The following is an 18952-nucleotide window of genomic DNA, read 5'->3' on the forward strand; positions in this document are numbered from 1 at the left end:
CACACTCCGGAATATCCATTTCGACGAGACGAGGCAACCGTGTCCGACCGACCTCCGGGAAGAATCCCGGGCAACAGCGCCGGAAACCTCCCCGTGGCGGACAAAGGCTTCGTCGGCCGCCTGGAAGAACTCGCGGCACTGCAGCAACTCTGCGCCCACTCACGGCTTGTGACACTGACCGGGCCCGGCGGTGTCGGCAAGACCCGCACCGCACTGCGTACAGCCAACCGAATCGCGCCCCAATTCCCCGACGGCACTTGGCTGGTGGAGCTTTCCAGCCTGCAGGACGGCGAGATCCTCTGCCACACCGTCACCGCGACGCTGCAGGCCACCGACCACACCACCCGGCCGCAGGAGGAGGTGCTCGCGGACCATCTCGCAGACAAACGTCTCCTGCTCGTCCTCGACACCTGTGAGCACCTCATCGGTCCCGTGACCGAGCTCGTCGAACTGCTTCTCGGCGCGGCCCCGCACCTTCACATCCTCGCCACCAGCAGACAGCCCCTCGGCGTCGACGGCGAACAGACCTTCGTCCTGGGCCCGTTGGGAACCACCGACGAGGCACCCGAGCTCTTCGTCCAACGCGCGAGCACCACACTGCACGGCTTCGCCGCCACCCCGGGCGACCGGGCGACGATCGAGAAGATCTGCGCGCGGCTCGACGGCATCCCCCTCGCAGTGGAGCTGGCGGCCGGACGGCTGCGCACCGGAACAACCCTGCAGGAGCTGCTCGACGGGCTCGACGACCGCTTCCAGATCCTCGGCGACGAGGACACAGACGGCTACGACACGGACAGCTACGGCACAGACGGCTACCGGGAGGGCGGGTATTCCGGTGCCACGGACTGGGACACCCCGGGGCCGGAAGGCGTACCGCCCAGCGGGGCATGTCTGGAGGACCTCTCCCCCGGCGGCGTGGCGTCCGGTGCGTACCGTGAGCCCCGGCACAGCACACTGCGGACCACCATCGGCTGGAGCCATGAGCTCTGCCCGCCGCGTGAACGCCTGCTCTGGGCCAGGCTCGCCGTCTTCCCCGGAGACTTCTCACTCGCGGCCGCCCGCCATGTGTGTGCCGACGACGCCCTCGCCGAGCAGGACATCCCCGCGCTGCTCGGCGGCCTCGCGGGCAAGTCGCTGCTGCTGCGCGAGCCAGGTCCGGACGGTGAGCGCTTCCGGCAGCTCGACACCGTCCGCGCCTACGGCATCGAGTGGCTGCGGCGCCTCGACGAGGAAGTCGCACAGCGCACCCGCCACCTCGCCTGGTGCCAGAACTTCGCCGAGCGGGGCGAGCACGACTGGTTCGGCCCGGGGCAGACCGCGGTCTTCCACGCCACCAGGCGTGAGCACACCCACCTGTGCACCGCCCTGGACTTCGCTCTGACCACACCCGGGTACGAACACGCCGGGGCTCGCCTGGCCGGCACACTCTGGTTCTACTGGGTCGGCTGCGGACTGCTCAGCGACGGCCGCTACTGGCTCGACCGTGCGCTCGACGCCCTGCACGCTCCGGGCTCCCGCGACCGGCTCAAGGCCCTGTGGGTCAACGGCTATATCGCCATCCTGCAGGGTGACTCCGAAACGGCCGTCCGTATGCTCTCCCACTGTCGCGCCGAGGCCCTGCGCGCCGGTGACGACACCGCGTTCGCCTACGCCACGCACCGGCTCGGGTGTGCCGCCCTCACCCGTGACGAGCACTTCGTGGCGCAGCGCTTCTTCGAGTCCGCCCTCAACCGCTACCGCGACCTCGGTGAACTCAACAGCAACGTCATGATGGCCCGGATCGAACTCGCCATGACCCTGGCCTTCCAGGGCGATCTGGCGACGGCCGTCGCGCAGTGCAACGAGGCCAAGCGGCTGTGCGAACGGCACGGCGAGCGCTGGGCGAAGGCATACGCCCTGTACGTTCTGGCCTTCGCCGCCTGGGCGGGCGGCCGGCACGAGGAGGCCACCGGCCTGGCGCAGGAGTGCCTCGCCATCAACCACGAGTTCCGCGACCTCGTGGGCATGGTGCTGCCCATCGAATTCATCGCCCTGCTGCACACGTCCCAGGGCCGAAGCCGGCAGGCCGCGGTACTGCAGGGCGCCGCCCGGAGCATCTGGGCCAAGGTGGGCCTGCCGCTGTTCGGCTCGGCCCACTTCAACGCCCCGCACGAGACCGCCCTCACGCTCGCGCTCAAGGATCTGGGCGAGGTCGCGTACGCCGAGTGCTTCGCCCGCGGCACCCGGCTCAGCATCGACGAAACGGTGGAACTGGCCCTGGCGCAGGGTCCGTCGGCGCAACCCGAACCTCGGGCCGCCAGGGCGTAGCGTGACCGGGCTTCACGTCGAGTCGACGTCGGTGTGCACCAGGTGGTGGTCGGAGTACGGGGTGGGGTGCACAGCGTGTCCGAGCCGGGTGATGCCGCGTAGGAAGATGTAGTCGAACTTGCTGTACCAGTCGGTGGTCGGCTCGCAGATGCCGGTGGACGAGGGCTGGCACTGCGGGTCCGTGTCCGTGGCCAGTTCCCACATCGGAGCGAGTTCGGGTGCGTCCGGCACGGCGTTGAAGTCGCCCAGGGCGATGGCCCGTTCGTGCCGGGAGACGGCTGCGGCGAACGCGCGGATCTGGCGGGCCCGCACGGCTTCCTGACTTCGCTGGGCGAGGTGCGTGTTGAAGAGCCGCACGGGCCGGTCGCCCACCTGGGTGGTGACTGCCATGTACCCACGGTCCTCGGATCCGCCGTCGGGGTACTCCACGGCGACGCGGTCCGTCATCGGCGACGCGGAGAGGACCGCCTGACCGAAGCCTCCCGGATTCCACGGCACTCCTCCGCAGCGGCCCCAACTCTGCAGCACCGTCGCGTACTCGACGTGGTAGTCGAGGCCGTAGAGGCTCTCCAGGTAGTCCCGGATCCTCGCGACATCACGCGCGCACGCTTCTTGCAGACCGATGACCTGGGGCGCATAGGTGGCGATCACCGCTGCACGGTCGGCATTGCTCTCCTCGCAGGGATTGCACATGTTCCACGTCATGACCCGGTTCGGTACGACCTCCTTGGCGGCGTCCACAGGCAGCGCCCGGGCCAAGGGAGCACCGGCTGGCGCACTGGGGCCGACGAGCACCATGCAGGCCAGGATCATGGCGCCTGCGAGCAACCGCATGCCCCTTCCGACCACCATCGCCTCCTCCGTGGGGATGCACGTGGCATTCGACGTCCCCACGCATGAGGTTATGCGACGGCTTCGCGTCGGCGCCGTCCCAGGACCCTCACGGCGCGTGAGGTGATCACCGCGGTGGAGGCGAGGGCCCCCGCCGCCGCGCAGACGACCAGGGCCGGCCAGGCGTAGGTGACTTGGTCCAGGGTCCCGGAGCGGTTCATCAACAGACCGACCAGTGCGGCGAGTTGGGTGAACAGGAGGATGGGGAGCACCTGGGGAAGGATCCGCAGGGCAACGCGCCACCACGACTTGCGCGCGGTGCGGTCCGCCCAGCGGCCGGCGCGCAGGACGCCGCGGATTCCCAGGCCCGCGGCAAGGAGTGTGAGGGCCGCGAGGACCCAGTCGCCGGTCATCGAGAACGGCGCGGCCACTTCGGGCTGCTTCCCCTCGGCCAGGTCGACGAGACCCTGGATGATCTGCGGTGCGTCGTCGCCGGAGAGCATGCCGGTGTTGGTGATGACCGCGATGCCGACCTTGCTTTCGGGCAGCAGTGTCGCCATGGAGTTCTGGGTCAGGAGCTGGCCGGTGTGCTGGATCTGCCGGGGGCCGCTGTCCTGGCGGTTCTGCGACCAGCCCATCGCGTAGTCGGTGTCCTTCGGCGTGGACGGCGGGGTGTGGGTCATATCGATGGTGCGGGCCGCGGCGATCCGCCGGCCGTCGGCTGAAACTCCCTGGTTGTTCTGGGCGATCAGCCACTGGGACAGATCGTCGGCCGTCGTGACCACACCGTGGCCGCCTGCCGAGAACCAGCGCGGGTGGGAACGGGCGAACACCTCGCCGTAGGCGCGGACGTATCCCCGGGCCTGGTCGGGCATGTCCTCGGTGCTGTCGACGGAGGCGGTGTGCGTCATGTGCAGCGGCTTGAAGAGATGCGCGGAGAGATAGTCGGCGAAGGGCCGTCCGCTGACGACCTCGACGAGGCGGGCCGCCACGAAGTAATTCGGGTTGTGGTAGCGGAACTTGGTGCCGGGTGCGGCGGCCAGCGGGGCCTCGCGCATCGCGGCGACGGCCTCCTTGAGCGTGTGCGGCTGGGTCCGGGTCAGATCCGGGTAGGCCGAGTCGGCCATGCCCGAGGTCTGCGTCAGCAACTGCCGCACGGTGATCTTCTCCGCGCGCCGGTCGGCCATGGTGAACTCGGGCAGATACCGGCGTACGGGCTCATCCAGATCGACCTTGCCCGCCTCGGCCAGCTGCATGACGGCGAGTGCGGTCATCGACTTGGACAGCGACGCCACCGGCAGACGCGTCTGCCCGGTCATCGACTGCCCCGACGCGGTACGGCCGTACCCCGCGCTGTGCACGACCCGGTCGCCTCGGGTCACGGCGACCGCGGCCCCCGGAAGGCCGGTCTGTTCCAGATAGTCGCGTACGTAGCGATCGATCGAAGCCGGCTCCAGCGAGGCGGCGGGCTGTGCGGCCGATGCGGTCGGTGCGGCCGGGGACAGCGCCCCCATCACCGTGGCGACGCCGAGCGCGGCCAGCAGGGCACCTGACCTGCGGCGGGGACGAAGGCGAAAGCGAAGACGGGGACGAGGACGAGGAGTTGAGGACGTCGGCGTTTTCATGGCGTCAGTGGACCGTCCCGGCACCCCGCGGCACATTGGCGTACACGGGAGTCCGAAGGTAGTGCTGGCACTACCGCGTCAAGATCCCGGTCCGGCTAGGGTCGCGGAGTGCGACATCGAACCGCCTGGCAGGCGCTGGGGCAGAATCCGCTGAGAGTGCTCGGCTCGAGCTGGCCCTGGCGGTCCTTCGCCTACCTGCTCTCCGGGGTGGCCTTCGGCGCCGTCGCCACCGCACTCCTGGTGGCCGCGCTGGTGGCGGGCCTCGTGTCCCTGGTCGTGGTCGTCGGGGCGGTCATCCTGCTCGGCGTCGCCCTGTCGGGAATCCCCGTGTCCCGCTTCGAGCGGTGGCGGCTGCGCCTGGTGGACCTGGACCCGGTGGCGGACCCGCACCGGGCCCCCGCGCACAAAGGCCTGCGCGCCTGGGTGCGCACCCGCCTGCGGGAACCGGCGACCTGGCGGGCGCTGGGCTTCACCGCGGTGTCGGCGACGGCCTTGTGGTGGATGGACTTCCTGGTACTGGGCTTCGCCCTTGCCGTCCCCGCGCTGCTCATGACATCGCCCGTCGATGACCCGGACGCCTGGCCCGTGGCGGTCGTCGGGCTGTGCCTGCTGTTCGCCGCGCCGTACACCATCACCGCCTGGGCAGGCGCCAGGGCCGCGGTCACCCGGCTCATGCTGGCGCCGCGCGACAGCGAACTGGGGCGCAGGCTCACCGATGTGCGTGCCTCCCGGGCGCGCCTGGTCGACGCCTTCGACGCGGAACGCCGGCGCATCGAACGGGACTTGCACGACGGGGCGCAGCAGCGCCTCGTCTCCCTCAACGTCATGCTCGGACTCGCCCGCCTCGACGTCGAGGACGGCTCGCCGCTGGCCGGGCAGCTCGCCCGTGCCCAGGAGCAAGTCACCCTGGCCGTGGACGAGTTGCGCGAGCTCAGCCGGGGCGTCCACCCCAAGGCGCTCACCGACCACGGTCTCGCCGCGGCGGTCGAGAATCTCGCGGCACGCTCCGCGCTCCCCGTCACCGTCGACATCGGCCTTCCCCACCGCCTGCCCCTCGCGGTGGAGACCACGGCCTACTTCGTGACCGCCGAGGCCCTCACCAACGCCACCAAACACAGCCGGGCGCCCCGGGCCGAGGTGCGTGCCCGTCTGCACACCGACATCCTGACGCTGACCATCAGCGACGACGGCATCGGCGGCGCGGACCCGGAGGGCGGCACCGGACTGACCGGGCTCGCCGACCGGGTCGCCGCCGCGGACGGGCGCCTGCGCATCTCCAGCCCGCAGGGCGGACCTACACTGCTGCACGTGGAGCTGCCGTGTCGCTGACCGTCGTACTCGCCGAGGACTCCCCGCTCATGCGGGACGGTCTGGTCGGCGTCCTCACCCGCTTCGGCCATCAGGTGCTCGCCGCCGTCGGCACCGCGGACGCCCTGCTCGAAGCGGTCCGTACCCACACCCCGGACATCGTCGTGACCGATGTCCGGATGCCTCCCGACAACACCGACGACGGACTGCGCGCCGCCATCGCCCTGCGCGACGAGCACCCCGCGTTGCCGATCCTCGTCCTCAGTCAGTACATCGAGCAGTCCTACACCGCCCAACTGCTCGACCTCGGCAGCGACAGCGGAGTCGGCTATCTCCTCAAGGACCGGGTCAGCGCCGTCGGTGAATTCGTCGACGCGGTCACCCGGGTCGCGGCGGGCGGCACGGTCGTGGACGCCGATGTCGTACGCCAGCTCCTGAACCGTCGCCACGATCCCCTGCAGCGGCTCACCCCACGCGAGCGCGAGGTCCTCGCCCTCATGGCAGAGGGACGCGCCAACGCCGCCATCGCCCGCGAGCTGTATGTCACCGAGGCCGCGGTCAACAAGCACGTGAGCAGCATCCTGCAGAAGCTGGAACTCCACGTCGACGGCGAGGGGCATCGCCGCGTGCTGGCGGTCCTGGCCTACCTCAGGGCGTAGGGACAGCGGTCGAGCGTCACAAATGGGCGGCGATGACGGGGATCAGGTCCTGGAACGTCCGGCCGGTGGCGGGTTCGCCGATGGCCTTCAACTGCCAGCCGGCGCCCGCACGGTGGACCTTGGCCATGATCTGGGCGGTGTGGCTGCCGCCTCCGGTGAGGGTGTAGCGGGCCAGCTCCTGGCCGTTGGTCTCGTCGACGAGGCGGCAGAAGGCGTTCTGCACCTCGGCGAAGGTCTGGCCCGTGAAGGAGTTGACGGTGAAGACGATCTGGTCGACGTGGGCGGGGACCCCGGCGAGGTCGACGAGGATGGTCTCGTCGTCACCGCCGTGGCCCGCGCCGCCGACGAGGTTGTCGCCGCTGTGCCGCACCGATCCGTCGTCGCTCGTGAGGTGCTGGAAGAAGACGACGTCGATGGGCTTCTGGCCGGCGAAGAGCACGGCCGATGCGTCCAGGTCGATCGCGCCGCCGCCGGTGAGCCTGGCCAGGAAGCCCTTGCGGCGTGCCGCCTGCCAGCCGAGCCCCATACGGACGGCGGTCAGGGAGCTGCCGTCGGACTTGCTGAGGCTGATCTGCTGGCCCTTGGTGAGGTTCACGGACATGAGGAGAGTTCTCCCTTGGCAGTACGACGTGTGTCGTGGGGTCCCGCCGCGCCCTCGGTGAGTTCGCTGTGCACCGCGAGGCCCGGCGGGGACACCGGGAGGGTCAGACGTTGACGCCGAAGTCCTGGGCGATGCCCCGAAGGCCGGAGGCATAGCCCTGCCCGACCGCGCGGAACTTCCACTCCGTGCCGTGGCGGTAGATCTCGCCGAAGACCATGGCGGTCTCCGTGGAGGCGTCCTCGGAGAGGTCGTAGCGGGCGATCTCCTGGTTGTTCGCCTGGTTCACGACGCGGATGAAGGCGTTGCGGACCTGGCCGAAGGAGTGGCTGCGGCTCTCGGCGTCGTGGATGGAGACCGGCACGACGATCTTTGCGACGTCGGCGGGTACGGCGGCCAGGTCGACCTTGATCGTCTCGTCGTCGCCCTCCCCCTCGCCGGTGAGGTTGTCGCCGGTGTGCTCGACCGAACCGTCGGGGCTCTTCAGGTTGTTGAAGAACACGAAGTGCTGGTCGGAGAGGACCTTGCCGGACTCGTCACAGAGCAGCGCGGACGCGTCGAGGTCGTAGTCGGTGCCGGTCGTGGTGCGCACGTCCCAGCCCAGGCCCACCAGGACGGCGGTCAGTCCCGGGGCCTCCTTGCTCAGGGATACGTTGCCGCCCTTGGCCAGGGAAACTCCCACTGCTCTCCTCCTCATTGGCTGCTGACCGGACCGGTTCGCGGCCCGGACGTCAAAATCTACAGCAATGTAGAAGCAGCGGACAGGGCACCCCTGCCTGCGGGGCTCCGAGCCGGCGCGCACGTCAGAGGTCGAGGACCAGTCGCGGGCAGGCGGCGCGTGAGACGCACGGGAACATCGCGTCGTGGGCAGCCTGTTCCTCGGGGGCGAGCAGGGAGTCGCGGTGGTCGACCGTGCCTGACAGGACGCCGGTCTCGCACGTTCCGCAGGTGCCTTCCCTGCAGGAGGACAGGATCGGCACGCCCGCCGCCTCGAGCGCTTCCAGGGCGCTCTGCCCGGCGGACACCTCGACCGTGCGCCCGGAGCGGGCGAGTTCGATGACGAACGGCTCGTCACGGGTGTTCGGGGCATTCGGGGCCGGGCTCTTGGGAGCGAATCGCTCCACGTGCAGCGCGCCCGCGGGCCAGTCGGCGCAGTGTTCCTGGACGGCCTGCAGTAGCCCTTCGGGGCCACAGCAGTAGATGAGGGTGTCCGGCTGCGGAGCGCCCAACAGCCGTTCCAGGTCGAGCAGTCCGTGTTCGTCCTGTGGGCGCAGCGAGACCCGCTCGCCATAGCCCTCACGCAGCTCCTCGTAGCACGCCATCGTGGAGCGGTCGCGACCGCCATAGACCAACTGCCAGTCGGCGCCGCGGTGTTGGGCCTCGGCGAGCATCGGCAGGATGGGGGTGATGCCGATGCCGCCCGCGAGGAAGAGGTACCTGGGCGACGGCACGAGCGGGAAGTTGTTGCGCGGGCCCCGCACCCGTATCTCCGCGCCCTCGGCGACGTGCTCGTGCACGAACCGTGAGCCGCCCCGCCCGTCCGGCTCCCGCGCCACCGCCAGCTGCCAACGTGCGGCGTCTGCCGGGTCCGAGCACAGCGAGTAGGGACGTACCAGGTCCGGGCCCAGGACGAGGTCGACGTGGGCGCCCGGACTCCACGCGGGCAGATCGGCGCCCGACGGGTGGGTGAGGGTCAGGCGTACGACGTTGTCCGTGAGGTGTTCCTTGGCGCTCACAGTCAGGGTGAGGTCCGCTTCGGAGGCGAGCGGGGTGGCGGTTGTGGCCCTCGTGCCCGGCGGGCTCGTGGTCGTCACGGTGCTCCTTGCAGGGATGTTGTGGGTTCCAGCGCCGTGCGGCGGCTCGCCGTGGGCCGCGGCAGGGACGGCCGGTGCTCCGGGGCGGCACTCCGGCCCGGCTCGGGCCCGGGTCGGGGGCGGAGGGCTGCGGGGTCGCCGCCCGGTGTGTCGGTGGCGTCGGCGCGGTGGTCGTCGGGATGGCCGAGGAGCCAGTCCCACAGGGGCACCGGGTCCTCGAACTCCCGCTCCGCGCCGCAGTGGCAGACGGCGAGAAGCCGGTCGGTGCCGAGGAGCCAGTGGATGCGGTGGACGCGCTCGCCGCTCAGGGCGGGCGGGTGCAACGGGTTCACCGGGCCGCCCCCGCGGCCGGAGCGGCCGCGCGGGTCTCGCCCTCCTGCGCCAGGCGGGCGAGGATGCGCCGTGCGGCCAGGCCGCCGGTGTCGATGTTGATGCTCAGCTCCTGATAGCCGGGCTTCTCGGTGTCCAGGGACTTCTGCAGCACGTTGAGGGCGTCGACGTCCTGCATCACCACGGTGTGGTTGTTCGCGTGCAGATAGTCGGTGACCTTCTGGTCGTCGAGGGCGAAGTCCCGGGCGACGGCCCAGAAGTCGTACGTCGTCTTCTGCGTGGACGGCGTGATGGCGTAGACGACCTCCACGTGGAAGGCCTCCGGGTCGCTGCCGTCGGCCGCCGGTGCCGCCGCGCCGGCCGGGGCGACGCGCGAGTGCAGCAGGTACAGGCACGGGGCGTGGTACTCGATGTCCTGCCAGCGGGTGATACGGCCTTCGATGCCAGTGGACTCGGCGTAGAACGGCGGGCACGCGGCGTCGTCCATGTGCCGGCTGACGTGGACGATCCCCGCGCCGTCGTCGACCTCGGTGGTGATGGGCGTCTCGGCGACCTCGGGGGTGCCGATGTAACCGCCGTGCAGATACGTCTCGTGGGAGAGGTCCATGAGGTTGTCGACCAGGAGGCCGTAGTCGCAGTCGATCGGTTCCATGCCCGAAACCACCGTGTACGCGGACGAGTTGAGCCAGGGCGCGCGCGGCGGCACGGTGGCGCCCGGGTCGCGGTCGCCGATCCACACCCACACGAACGCGTCCTGCTCGACGACCGGGTACGCGGCCAGGCGGGCCGTGCGCGGGACGCGCTGCTGGCCCGGGACGAAGACGCAGCGGCCGTCGGTGCCGTAGGTGAAGCCGTGGTAGCCGCACATCACCCGGTCGCCGTCGAGCCGGCTCGGTGCCTGCGACAGCGGGAAGCGGCGGTGCACGCAGCGGTCGGAGAGTGCCACGGCCTGCCCGTCCTCGGTGCGGTACAGCAGGATCGGCTCGTCCAGGACGGTACGGCCGAGGAGTTCGCGGCCCACCTCACGGGCGTAGGCGGCGACGTACCACTGGTTGCGTGCGAACGCGGTCATGGGCTGCTCCTTCGCGGCGGTGCGCAGGCGGGTGCCTCGGCTGTGGGGCCCATCGTGCAGAGGTCCACGCCGCCCACCCAGCGCGCTTTCCGTATGCCGGGAAACGCGTCTGGCGTCATGCCGGGAAACGCGTCTGGCGTCCGGGGTGCGCGAGGGCGCCGCCGTCCGGGCAACTCAATTCGGCCTGGTTCAGGGGTGGTTCAGGACCCGGAGGCGCCCATGGCCCGCGACATCGCCCGTGCGCTGGTGCCGACGAGCCCGGCCAGGGCTCGTGGCGAGGTGGTGCCGTGGCGGACGACCAGCGACACGGCGGCGACCACCTCGTCGCGCTCGCCGCGCACCGGGGCGGCGACCGACAGGGCGTCCATGGTGACCTGGCGGTCGCTGACCGCGTACCCGTGGGCGCGGATCTCGGCCAGCATGGACCGCAGCGTGCGCGGGTCGGTGACGGTGCGTTCGGTGAAGCGCTCGAAGGGGCCGGCGAGGACCTGCTCCTGCACGTCCTGCGGCGCGTGGGCGAGGAGGACGAGGCCGACACCGGTGGCGGTCAGGGCGAAGCGCCCGCCGACGCGGGTGAGGACGGGCACCGCGCCGGATCCGGCGATCCGCTCGACGAAGACCACCTCGCAGCCTTCGCGCACCGCGAGCTGCACGTTCTCATGGGTGATCTGGGAGAGGTCCTCCAGGAAGGGCAGCGCACGCTCCCGCAGGCCGAGGCCGCGCGGCGCCAGGGAGCCGACTTCCCACAGGCGCAGGCCGATCCGGTAGCGGCCGTCCGCGCCGCGCTCCAGGGCGCCCCAGGCGATCAGGTCGGCGAGCATCCGGTGCACGGTCGACACGGGAAGCCCCGCACGCCGCGCCAGTTCGCTCAGCGTCATCGCCGGATGCCGTGCGCTGAACGCCCCCAGGATCTGCAGCGCACGGCCCAGGACGGGCCCGGTGCCGGGACCGGAACCACCGCCTCGGCCCGCCGCACGCCCTGGCTGCTGCGCGCCGTTTGTGCGCTCCGGCTGCTGCGCGCCCCCTGCGGGCCCCGGTTCCCGTGCCGGCCTCCGCTCCACGCCGCTCCCGCCGCCTCGACCGCTCCGCTGCGGCGGACAGTGTGCAGGACCAGGAGGTGTCTGTCGAGAGGCGCCCCCCTGACAGGGGTCACGCGTCAAACTCGGCGCCGATATGCGCGAGCACCGGGGCGGCGCCGTCCTCGGTGGCGAGGTGGCGGGCGAGTTCGGCCGCGCGACGGCTGTGGACCGGATCGGTCACGGCGGCGGTGATCGCGGCGCCGAGGGCTTCGGCCGTGAGGTCCTGGAACGGCAGGGACCGGGGGGCGACTCCCAGCTGCTGCAGCCGGGATGCCCAGAAGGGCTGGTCGGCCATGACCGGGACCGGCACGGCGGGTACTCCCGCGCGCAGTGCGGCACCGGTGGTGCCCGCCCCGGCGTGGTGGACCACGGCGGCCGTGCGCGGGAAGAGCCAGTCGTGCGGCACATCGCCGACGGCCATGATGTCCGCGCCGCCGCCGCTCAGTTCGGCCCATCCCGCCTGGACGACCGCCCGCACGCCCGCCCGTGCGACCGCCGCGGTCACCAGTTCGCTGAGCCGTTCCCCGTGGCCCGGTGCCATGCTGCCGAACCCGATGAACACCGGGGGCGGACCGGCCTGGAGGAAGTCGGCCAGTGCGGCCGGGGGCTGCCAGCCGTCCGGCCGGCAGGGCCACCAGTAGCCCCCCACTTCGGCGTGGGACGGCCAGTCCTCGGGGCGCGGCACCACCAGCGGGCTGTATCCGTGGAACGCCGGCCGGACGTCTCCGTGCCCGGCCGGCACGCCCGACGGCAGGCCGAGGCGGGTGCGCAGCCGGGCCGTGGCGTCGGCGAAGAGTGCTCCCGCACGGCTGATCACCGTCCGGCCCGCGGCGAGATTGCCCTCGGGTCCCTGGTCGCCGTCGCCTCGCGCGTTGGGCAGCGGGAACTCCCTGGTGGCGAACGACGGTGCGAGGTAGGTGCCGATGACCGGGACCCCGAACGCGTCGCCTGCCGTCCGGCTGAGTGGCGCCGGGCCGAAGGCGGTGAGCACCAGGTCGGCCCCCTCCCCCACGGCTGCCGCCACCCCGCCGGCGAGCCCGTCCACGTACGCCGTCATCACGGCGCGGACCTCCTCGGGCGACGCCGCCCGTTCTCGGGCCCGGATCAGCTCCTGCGGGTCTCCCGGCATGGGCCGGCACTCGAGACCGCACCCCTCGACGAGTGCGGCCAGGGACGGGTGAACGGCCACGGCCACCTCGTGCCCCACGTCCAGGAGCCGACGCCCCAGGCCCGTGAAGGGCGCCACGTCTCCCCGTGAACCGGCGGTGATGATCACAATCCTCATGCAGTGATTGTCCACGGCGCGTGCCGCCCGATCACGGCAGGCACCTTCCTGCCCGCCTGCCGCCCGCCCTCGCCTGGAACTGGAAGCCGCCTGCGCTGCGTACTCCTCTCGTCCTGTCAGCGGTTACTGTCGGCCGGGCAGGCCTGGCGGCTTTCGGGGATCCAGTGCGTGCGCGCGGGTTCGTTGAGTTTGAAGGCCCCGCAGCGCAGCGCCACGGTCAGCCCTTTCGCGGTGGGGTGCAGGATGACCAGGGCCTTGTTCAGCGGCGGCTTGGCACCGTAGCGCTCGGGGAATTGCACGACGCCACTGGCTCCCTGGAAGGAGAGTTCCTCGTCGAGCTTCGACTTGACCAGTTCCGTGTTGGCCGTACCGGGACGGTTATGGCCCGAAGTGCTGTTGTAGGCACGGTCCGTGGCCAGGGACAGCGTCTTCAGGGCGTCGTGCGCCAGGGCGACATGGCCGTCGTTGAGCCAGGGGTCCCGGGCCGTGAAGGCCTGGACGTAGAGGCGGAAGAGCGTGCCGGCCTCGTCGCTGTTGTCCTGATGCGTCTCGGGCAGGACGTGCACGGTGTGGTAGAGGCTGAGCCATTTCTCCATGTACGGGCGGTACTTGCCGCGCAGTGCGGTGCTGGTCAGGTCGTTGCTGCCGAGCACGGTGAGGGGCAGCCCCGCGCACCCGGAGTCGGGGCCGTAGCGCTCCACGAACGCCGAGAAGTGGCGGACGCGCGCCGCCCAGTACACGACGGTGGCCGGGTTCTTCTTGACCCTGGCGCACACCGTGCGGGCGATGTCGTCGGGAGTCACACCTGCGCTCTGCTCGGACAGGGCCAGCTTTTCGGCGCCTGCGCCGAACTTCTTCGCGAACATGGTGCCGAGTTCGTCGCTGAACAGGTCGTTGGGGTCGTGGACGACGAGGGCGTGGTCGGCCGTCGTGCACTGTCCCTCGCCCGTGGAGATGGTACGGGCGTGGCGCGCGAACTGCGCGGCCACGGTCGACTCCCGGCTGTTGCTCGGGGCCATGGGGCGGTAGTACGTCAGATCCGCCTGCATCGCGTCGGCCGTCGCCGTCGTGGCGATCACGGGTATCTGCCCGTCGTTGAGGATCTTCGCGGCCTGCCGGGTGACACTGCGGCTCTCGGAGAAGCCGACGACGCCCACCACCGTCCGGTGGTCCTTGCTCTCCTTGTGGCGTTCGGCCTGCTTCACCACGGATTTCGCATGTGCGGGAGCATCGGCGAACTTCTCGCCGGTGTCGCGCACGTCGACGTAGACACGCACCCGGTCCCGGTCGTCGACAGCGGCCGCGTTCAGCCGCTGCTGGGCCAGCCACAGTCCGCGCAGTTCGGGAATCGCGCCGTTGTCGATGGCTTCCTCCCGGTCCTCGGGCACCGTCGCGCCCAGGTAGACCACCCTGCGGACCGGCTTGTCGCGGCGCTCGGCCTTCAGCGCCTGGGAGTTGAGGGCGTCGATCGAGGCGCGGATCGCCTTGTACTGCTCCGCCGGCGTGTTTCCGTCGGCATCAGCGCTGCCGGCCGGCTCCTGTGCCCCTTGCTGTGCGGCCGTGACCGCCTGCCCCCGGAAGCACTCCGGTTCGGCGGGACCACCGGAACCCCCGGGCAAGAACCGGACACTCGTCACGATCAGCGCTCCGACGACGGCCGCGGCCATCAGCGAGGCCTCCGTGGCCGGCCTGATGCGCGGCCAGGGCCTGGGCGACTCGACGGGCAGGACGTGCAGACCGCCACCGATCCACCTGCCGCGCAGCGGCACCAGCAACGGCTCCACCACGGTGGGCAGCGGCGTCGGGCTGAAGCGATCCGCTCCGTCGCGCAGGTTCGCGCATCGGGCCCAGTGCCGCCGCGGCAGGTCGTAGTCGGCGGGCCGGCCCGCGGCGACCACGACCACGCCCCCTGCCCGCAGCTGCGCGGAGGCACTGACACAGGCGCGCAGAAAGCGCCCGGCCATGGCGGGGTAGGAGCGCAGCCGTACATTCCACTCCTCCACCGACGCCTGCGGGCCCGGGCGGGCCGGGACCGGCGGGAGGTCGAGGAACAGCACCCGGCGGGTGCGGCGCCTGCGCGACCAGGGTCCCCTTCCGGGCCGGGCGGCCTGAAGATCCGCGAGAAGGGCACGCAGCAGCAGCTCTTCCAGGTCCTGTCGTGCCTCGTCGGCGGCGGCGCCGAAGCCTTCGGTGGCCTCGTCGCCGTGAGGCACCAGGCGGGCGGACTCGCGCTGCAGGAGTTCCGCGACGAAGTGGAAGAGCGAGTGCTCGGTGGTGCCGAGCCGGCGCCACTGCTCGTACCAGTTGCGCCGGTTGGGCCGGCCCGTCAGCCGTCGTGGCTTCAGCAGCCGCCGTGACCACCAGGCGGCCCAGCACCAGCGGGGGAAGGTGTAAAGCACCTGCTGCCCGAAGAGCGCGATCAGCGTGCCGACCGGCGCCAGCACGCCCTCGAAGGACACATCGCGCACACCGGCCAGCCAGTGCAGCACGCCGCCGTCCGCCTCCTCCGCGCGCAACGAGTAGGTACGGTCGCGCAGTTCGCGCGCGGTGGGGTGGCGGCCGGGATCGGCGCGGAACTCCTCGGTGACGTCCCGCATCAGCCGCAGGTTGCGGCAGGACAGCCGGGCCCCTTTGGGCGGGGTGCTGCCGCACAGGCTCGCTGCCGCCTGCAGGGTCAGATACTCCTTGCCCGGTGACTCCGGCGGCCTCCGCGACAGACGGGCGTACGGCGTGGCCGTGTGTTCTCCGGGCACGGCAAGCATGTGCTCGAGGCCGGTCAGGACCTGGTCGGTCCGCTCCCCGATCAGGGACACGTCCTCGGTGTCCACGTCCAGGGCCACCAGTGGCAGCCCCTCGCTGCGCAGGGCACGCCGCCAGTTCGGCGGCGCGACGGCCTGCCGGAACGCCTGGGTGAAGTGGTGCGATCCTTCGCCATCCGGGAATTCCCATGCCATGGCTGCCTCATCAGGGTTGCGACACGGATTTGGTGGGGTCGTGCCTTCGAAGGCGTGGCTCGGCGCACCTCTCAAGGGGCGTGGATGCGCCGCGAGTTGATGCATCGTCACCGTAGAGGATTGTGGAACAATCCAACAAGAGAATGCGTGAATGTTCGCTCGGAAACGGTCTCCGTACGGCCACCCCCGGGCCAGGGCGGTGCGACGCCGTCCGGGCCGGGAGCGGAGTCAACTCGCCCACGCCTACACGCTGTTGGGGCGCCGGATCACCGCCGGGCGCGGAACCCCGTCCGCCGCGCGCTCGCACCGCCGACGGGCGCTGTGAGCCTGACGCAAATCCGTCGGAGCCCGCCCGTTGACAGAACCGGCGCGGCGGTACAAGGAAGGTGAGGCAAGGAGGCCAGACGGTGCGGCACCCGGAGCTCAAGGAACTCCCCCGGGTGTGCGGCTCGTACCTTCAACGACGTCATATCCCGACGCAGGGACGGAGGAGCCACATGAGGGACGAAGGCGCCAGGACGGTGGAGGTGCCCGATGGCTCTGCGTGAGGGCGCCGCTTCCGTGACCCAGTGGGCGATCGCACAGCGGCTGCCCCGCACGGTACTGCGGCTTGCAATGCTGCGGGGCGACCCGCTCGCCCGGCTCCTGCTCCAGCCCGACCGCCGCCAACCGACCTCGGCCATGGACGGGATACGGCACCGGGGCGAGCTGGTGTTCACCTCGCCGGGACTCGCTGCGGCAGCGGGCCATGCCGCGGCCAACTCGGTGCTGCGCAGCGATGCGTTCGGCGTGGGCGGCGGGCATGGTGAACTCCCGCCGCTGCTCCGGCGGACCCTTGACCGGGTGATGCGCGAGAGGGCGCGTGGGCCGATCGATCCGCCGTCGATGCTCGCCGTGGACCCGCCGCAGCACACCCGCTACCGCAAGCTGGTGTCACGGGCCTTCACGGCACGTCAGGTCCGGTCTCTCGAGGAGCGGGTGACCGGGACGGCGACCCGGCTGCTCGACGAGCTCCAGGCCGAAGGGGTGCGGGAGTTCGATCTCGTCACGCGGTACGCGTCCCTGCTTCCGGTGGCGGTGATCGGTGACCTCCTCGGGGTGCGCGAGGAGGACCAGGAGGATCTGTTGCGCTGGGGCGACTCGGCGGCACTGCTGCTCGACCCGGGACTGACGTGGCGGGGGTACCGGCGGGGCGAGCGGGCCGTGCAGGCGATGGCCGACTGGTTCGCCGGGCACGTACACCGGCTGCGGGCCGACCCGGGCGAGGACCTGCTGAGCAGGCTCGCGGCGCTGGAAGGCGACGACGCGCTGGACGAGCTGGAACTGCGCGCGGTCGGCCTGCTCGTGCTGGGGGCGGGATTCGAGACGACGGTGAGCCTGATCAGCAACGCGGTGATGCTCTTCGGCCGCCACCCGCGACAGCTGGAGACCGTCCGGGAGGATCCCGCACTGTGGGAGAACGCGGTGGACGAGGTGCTGCGTCACGACTCCCCCGTGCAGCTCACGCTGCGGACCGCGTACCAGGACACGGTGGTGGAGGGGGTGGAGATACCGCGGGGGCAGTCGGTGGTGGTGCTGCTCGCCGGCGCGAACCGCGACCCCGCCGTGTTCGACGCTCCCCACGTCTTCGACGTGACACGGAAGAACGCATCCGAGCATCTGGCCTTCTCGGCCGGTGTGCACTATTGCCTGGGGGCGAGCCTGGCCCGGCTCGAGGGAGCGGTGGGTCTGCGCCTGCTCTACGAGCGCTTCCCCGGACTGCGGCCCGTGGGCCGCGCCCGTCGCCGCGAAACGCGGGTCCTGCGGGGGTACGCGCACCTGCCCGTGACGGTGACCTGACTGACGGAAGCCGCGGTGGGCGCCGGTCGTGCCGGGCGTGGGTGCAGGCAGGCACGGGCATGCGACGCCCACCCCGGCTCGGCTGTCACCACCGGGAGCACCGGGAGCACCGGGAGCACCGGGAGCACCGGGAGCACCGGGAGCACCGGGCATCAACGCCCTGGCCCTGCCTGCCGATTAGGCTCACCGGCATGGTCATGACTTCGCCGACGTACGACGATGTGGTGCGCGCTCACGAGCGCATCGCCGGGCACGCCCACCGCACCCCCGTCCTCACTTCCCGCCTCACCGACGCCGAGTTCGGCGGGCGCTACTTCTTCAAGGCCGAGAACCTCCAGCGCATGGGCGCGTTCAAGTTCCGCGGCGCCTACAACGCGCTGTCCCGGCTCACGCCCGAGCAGCGGCGAGCGGGTGTCGTCGCGTACTCCTCCGGCAATCACGCCCAGGCCGTCGCGCTCTCCGCGCGTCTCCTCGATGTCCCGGCGACCATCGTGATGCCCCACGACGCGCCGGCCGCGAAGCTCGCCGCGACCAAGGAATACGGCGCCGACGTCGTCTCGTACGACCGCTACAGCGGGGACCCCGAGGAGATCGCACAGGCGCTTTCCGCCGAGCGCGGGCTGACCTTCGTCCCGCCCTACGACCATCCCGACATCATCGCCGGGCAGGGCACCGCGGCGAAGGAACTCTTCGAGGACGCGGGCGAGTTGGACGCCCTGTTCGTGCCGCTGGGCGGCGGCGGACTGCTCTCCGGGACGCTGCTGGCCGCCGGGGCGCTGGCGCCGCGCTGTGCGGTGTACGGGGTCGAGCCCGAGGCCGGCAACGACGGACAGCTCTCGCTGCGGCGCGGCGGGATCGTTCACATCGACACCCCGCAGACCATCGCCGACGGCGCCCAGACGCAGCACCTGGGCGCCCACACCTACCCCGTCATCCGCGACCGGGTCACGGATGTGCTCACGGCGACCGACGCCCAACTCGCCGACTGCATGCGGTGGTTCGCCTCCCGGATGAAGGCCGTCGTGGAGCCCACCGGCTGCCTCGGCCTCGCCGCCGCCCGTGAGCGCAGTGCCGAACTGCGCGGCAAGCGCATCGGCGTGATCATCAGCGGCGGCAATGTCGACCTGAACCGCTACGCCCAGCTCCTCACGGCTCCGCACTGACGCCACGCGCCGGGGCGTACAGGAGCGGACATGAGCGGACATGAGTCGGTGCCTCTCGTGGCGACGGTACGAAAGTCGCCCCGGCAGG

15 protein-coding genes are annotated in these 18952 nt (G+C 71.3%); 5 read left to right on the forward strand and 10 right to left on the reverse strand.

Annotated elements, in window-relative coordinates:
• Positions 1-93 precede the first annotated feature (93 nt).
• On the forward strand, positions 94-2307 hold the full coding sequence (locus ACFQVC_RS22800; RefSeq protein WP_381833278.1) for an ATP-binding protein: 2214 nt from the start codon (positions 94-96) through the stop codon (positions 2305-2307).
• Positions 2308-2319: 12 nt separating this feature from the next.
• On the opposite strand, the gene ACFQVC_RS22805 is transcribed toward ACFQVC_RS22800, so the two are convergent.
• Together ACFQVC_RS22805 and ACFQVC_RS22810 are read right to left on the reverse strand one after the other, a co-directional pair.
• Positions 2320-3159: an endonuclease/exonuclease/phosphatase family protein gene (locus tag ACFQVC_RS22805; RefSeq protein WP_381833281.1), complete on the reverse strand. Its 840-nt coding sequence runs from the start codon at positions 3157-3159 to the stop codon at positions 2320-2322.
• A 50-nt stretch (positions 3160-3209) separates the two neighbouring features.
• On the reverse strand, positions 3210-4763 hold the full coding sequence (locus tag ACFQVC_RS22810; protein WP_381833284.1) for a serine hydrolase domain-containing protein: 1554 nt from the start codon (positions 4761-4763) through the stop codon (positions 3210-3212).
• Between the two features lie 108 nt (positions 4764-4871).
• Here ACFQVC_RS22810 and ACFQVC_RS22815 point away from each other — a divergent pair, with 108 nt between their 5' ends.
• Together ACFQVC_RS22815 and ACFQVC_RS22820 are read left to right on the forward strand one after the other, a co-directional pair.
• Positions 4872-6092: a sensor histidine kinase gene (locus ACFQVC_RS22815; protein WP_381833287.1), complete on the forward strand. Its 1221-nt coding sequence runs from the start codon at positions 4872-4874 to the stop codon at positions 6090-6092.
• Complete coding sequence (locus tag ACFQVC_RS22820) at positions 6083-6730, forward strand: response regulator (RefSeq protein ID WP_381833290.1); 648 nt, start codon at positions 6083-6085, stop codon at positions 6728-6730. Before ACFQVC_RS22815 ends, ACFQVC_RS22820 begins: the two co-directional genes overlap by 10 nt.
• A 16-nt stretch (positions 6731-6746) precedes the next feature.
• Here the strand turns inward: ACFQVC_RS22820 and ACFQVC_RS22825 are convergent, their stop codons facing one another.
• The 8 genes from ACFQVC_RS22825 to ACFQVC_RS22860 all read right to left on the reverse strand — a co-directional run bounded on the left by ACFQVC_RS22825 (position 6747) and on the right by ACFQVC_RS22860 (position 15862).
• A complete protein-coding gene (locus tag ACFQVC_RS22825) occupies positions 6747-7331 on the reverse strand; it encodes a TerD family protein (protein ID WP_381833293.1) in 585 nt (194 codons plus the stop codon).
• Positions 7332-7434: 103 nt separating this feature from the next.
• Positions 7435-8010 carry a TerD family protein gene (locus ACFQVC_RS22830; RefSeq protein WP_381833296.1) on the reverse strand — a complete coding sequence of 192 codons (576 nt, stop codon included), beginning with the start codon at positions 8008-8010 and terminating at the stop codon, positions 7435-7437.
• A gap of 121 nt (positions 8011-8131) precedes the next feature.
• The gene (locus ACFQVC_RS22835; protein WP_381833298.1) at positions 8132-9142 is read right to left on the reverse strand and encodes a PDR/VanB family oxidoreductase; all 1011 of its coding nucleotides are present in this window, start codon (positions 9140-9142) and stop codon (positions 8132-8134) included.
• Positions 9139-9474, reverse strand: coding sequence for a hypothetical protein (locus ACFQVC_RS22840; RefSeq protein WP_381833301.1), 336 nt, complete (start codon positions 9472-9474; stop codon positions 9139-9141). Before ACFQVC_RS22840 ends, ACFQVC_RS22835 begins: the two co-directional genes overlap by 4 nt.
• Positions 9471-10544, reverse strand: a complete 1074-nt coding sequence (locus ACFQVC_RS22845; RefSeq protein ID WP_381833303.1) for a Rieske 2Fe-2S domain-containing protein — start codon at positions 10542-10544, stop codon at positions 9471-9473. Before ACFQVC_RS22845 ends, ACFQVC_RS22840 begins: the two co-directional genes overlap by 4 nt.
• A 200-nt stretch (positions 10545-10744) precedes the next feature.
• Positions 10745-11605, reverse strand: coding sequence for an IclR family transcriptional regulator (locus ACFQVC_RS22850; protein ID WP_381833306.1), 861 nt, complete (start codon positions 11603-11605; stop codon positions 10745-10747).
• An 88-nt stretch (positions 11606-11693) separates the two neighbouring features.
• Positions 11694-12908 (reverse strand): glycosyltransferase, encoded by a 1215-nt coding sequence (locus tag ACFQVC_RS22855; protein WP_381833309.1) that lies wholly within the window; start codon positions 12906-12908, stop codon positions 11694-11696.
• A 116-nt stretch (positions 12909-13024) separates the two neighbouring features.
• The gene (locus tag ACFQVC_RS22860) at positions 13025-15862 is read right to left on the reverse strand and encodes a type 1 periplasmic-binding domain-containing protein (RefSeq protein WP_381833312.1); all 2838 of its coding nucleotides are present in this window, start codon (positions 15860-15862) and stop codon (positions 13025-13027) included.
• Positions 15863-16396: 534 nt separating this feature from the next.
• Between ACFQVC_RS22860 and ACFQVC_RS22865 the strand changes: the two genes are divergently transcribed.
• On the forward strand, positions 16397-17701 hold the full coding sequence (locus ACFQVC_RS22865; RefSeq protein WP_381833315.1) for a cytochrome P450: 1305 nt from the start codon (positions 16397-16399) through the stop codon (positions 17699-17701).
• Between the two features lie 191 nt (positions 17702-17892).
• Positions 17893-18864, forward strand: coding sequence for a threo-3-hydroxy-L-aspartate ammonia-lyase (locus ACFQVC_RS22870; RefSeq protein ID WP_381833318.1), 972 nt, complete (start codon positions 17893-17895; stop codon positions 18862-18864).
• The last annotated feature ends 88 nt before the right edge of the window (positions 18865-18952 follow it).

The organism is Streptomyces monticola (genome assembly GCF_042665355.1).
GTDB lineage: Bacteria > Actinomycetota > Actinomycetes > Streptomycetales > Streptomycetaceae > Streptomyces > Streptomyces monticola.

What these genes read in the sequence shown, in the direction of transcription:
- ACFQVC_RS22805 (WP_381833281.1), bottom strand. Translation starts at nt 3,159, where the DNA reads ATGGTGGTCGGAAGGGGCATGCGGTTGCTCGCAGGCGCCATGATCCTG.
- ACFQVC_RS22810 (WP_381833284.1), bottom strand. Translation starts at nt 4,763, where the DNA reads ATGAAAACGCCGACGTCCTCAACTCCTCGTCCTCGTCCCCGTCTTCGC.
- ACFQVC_RS22825 (WP_381833293.1), bottom strand. Translation starts at nt 7,331, where the DNA reads ATGTCCGTGAACCTCACCAAGGGCCAGCAGATCAGCCTCAGCAAGTCC.
- ACFQVC_RS22845 (WP_381833303.1), bottom strand. Translation starts at nt 10,544, where the DNA reads ATGACCGCGTTCGCACGCAACCAGTGGTACGTCGCCGCCTACGCCCGT.
- ACFQVC_RS22855 (WP_381833309.1), bottom strand. Translation starts at nt 12,908, where the DNA reads ATGAGGATTGTGATCATCACCGCCGGTTCACGGGGAGACGTGGCGCCC.
- ACFQVC_RS22860 (WP_381833312.1), bottom strand. Translation starts at nt 15,862, where the DNA reads ATGGCATGGGAATTCCCGGATGGCGAAGGATCGCACCACTTCACCCAG.
- ACFQVC_RS22865 (WP_381833315.1), top strand. Translation starts at nt 16,397, where the DNA reads ATGGCTCTGCGTGAGGGCGCCGCTTCCGTGACCCAGTGGGCGATCGCA.
- ACFQVC_RS22870 (WP_381833318.1), top strand. Translation starts at nt 17,893, where the DNA reads ATGGTCATGACTTCGCCGACGTACGACGATGTGGTGCGCGCTCACGAG.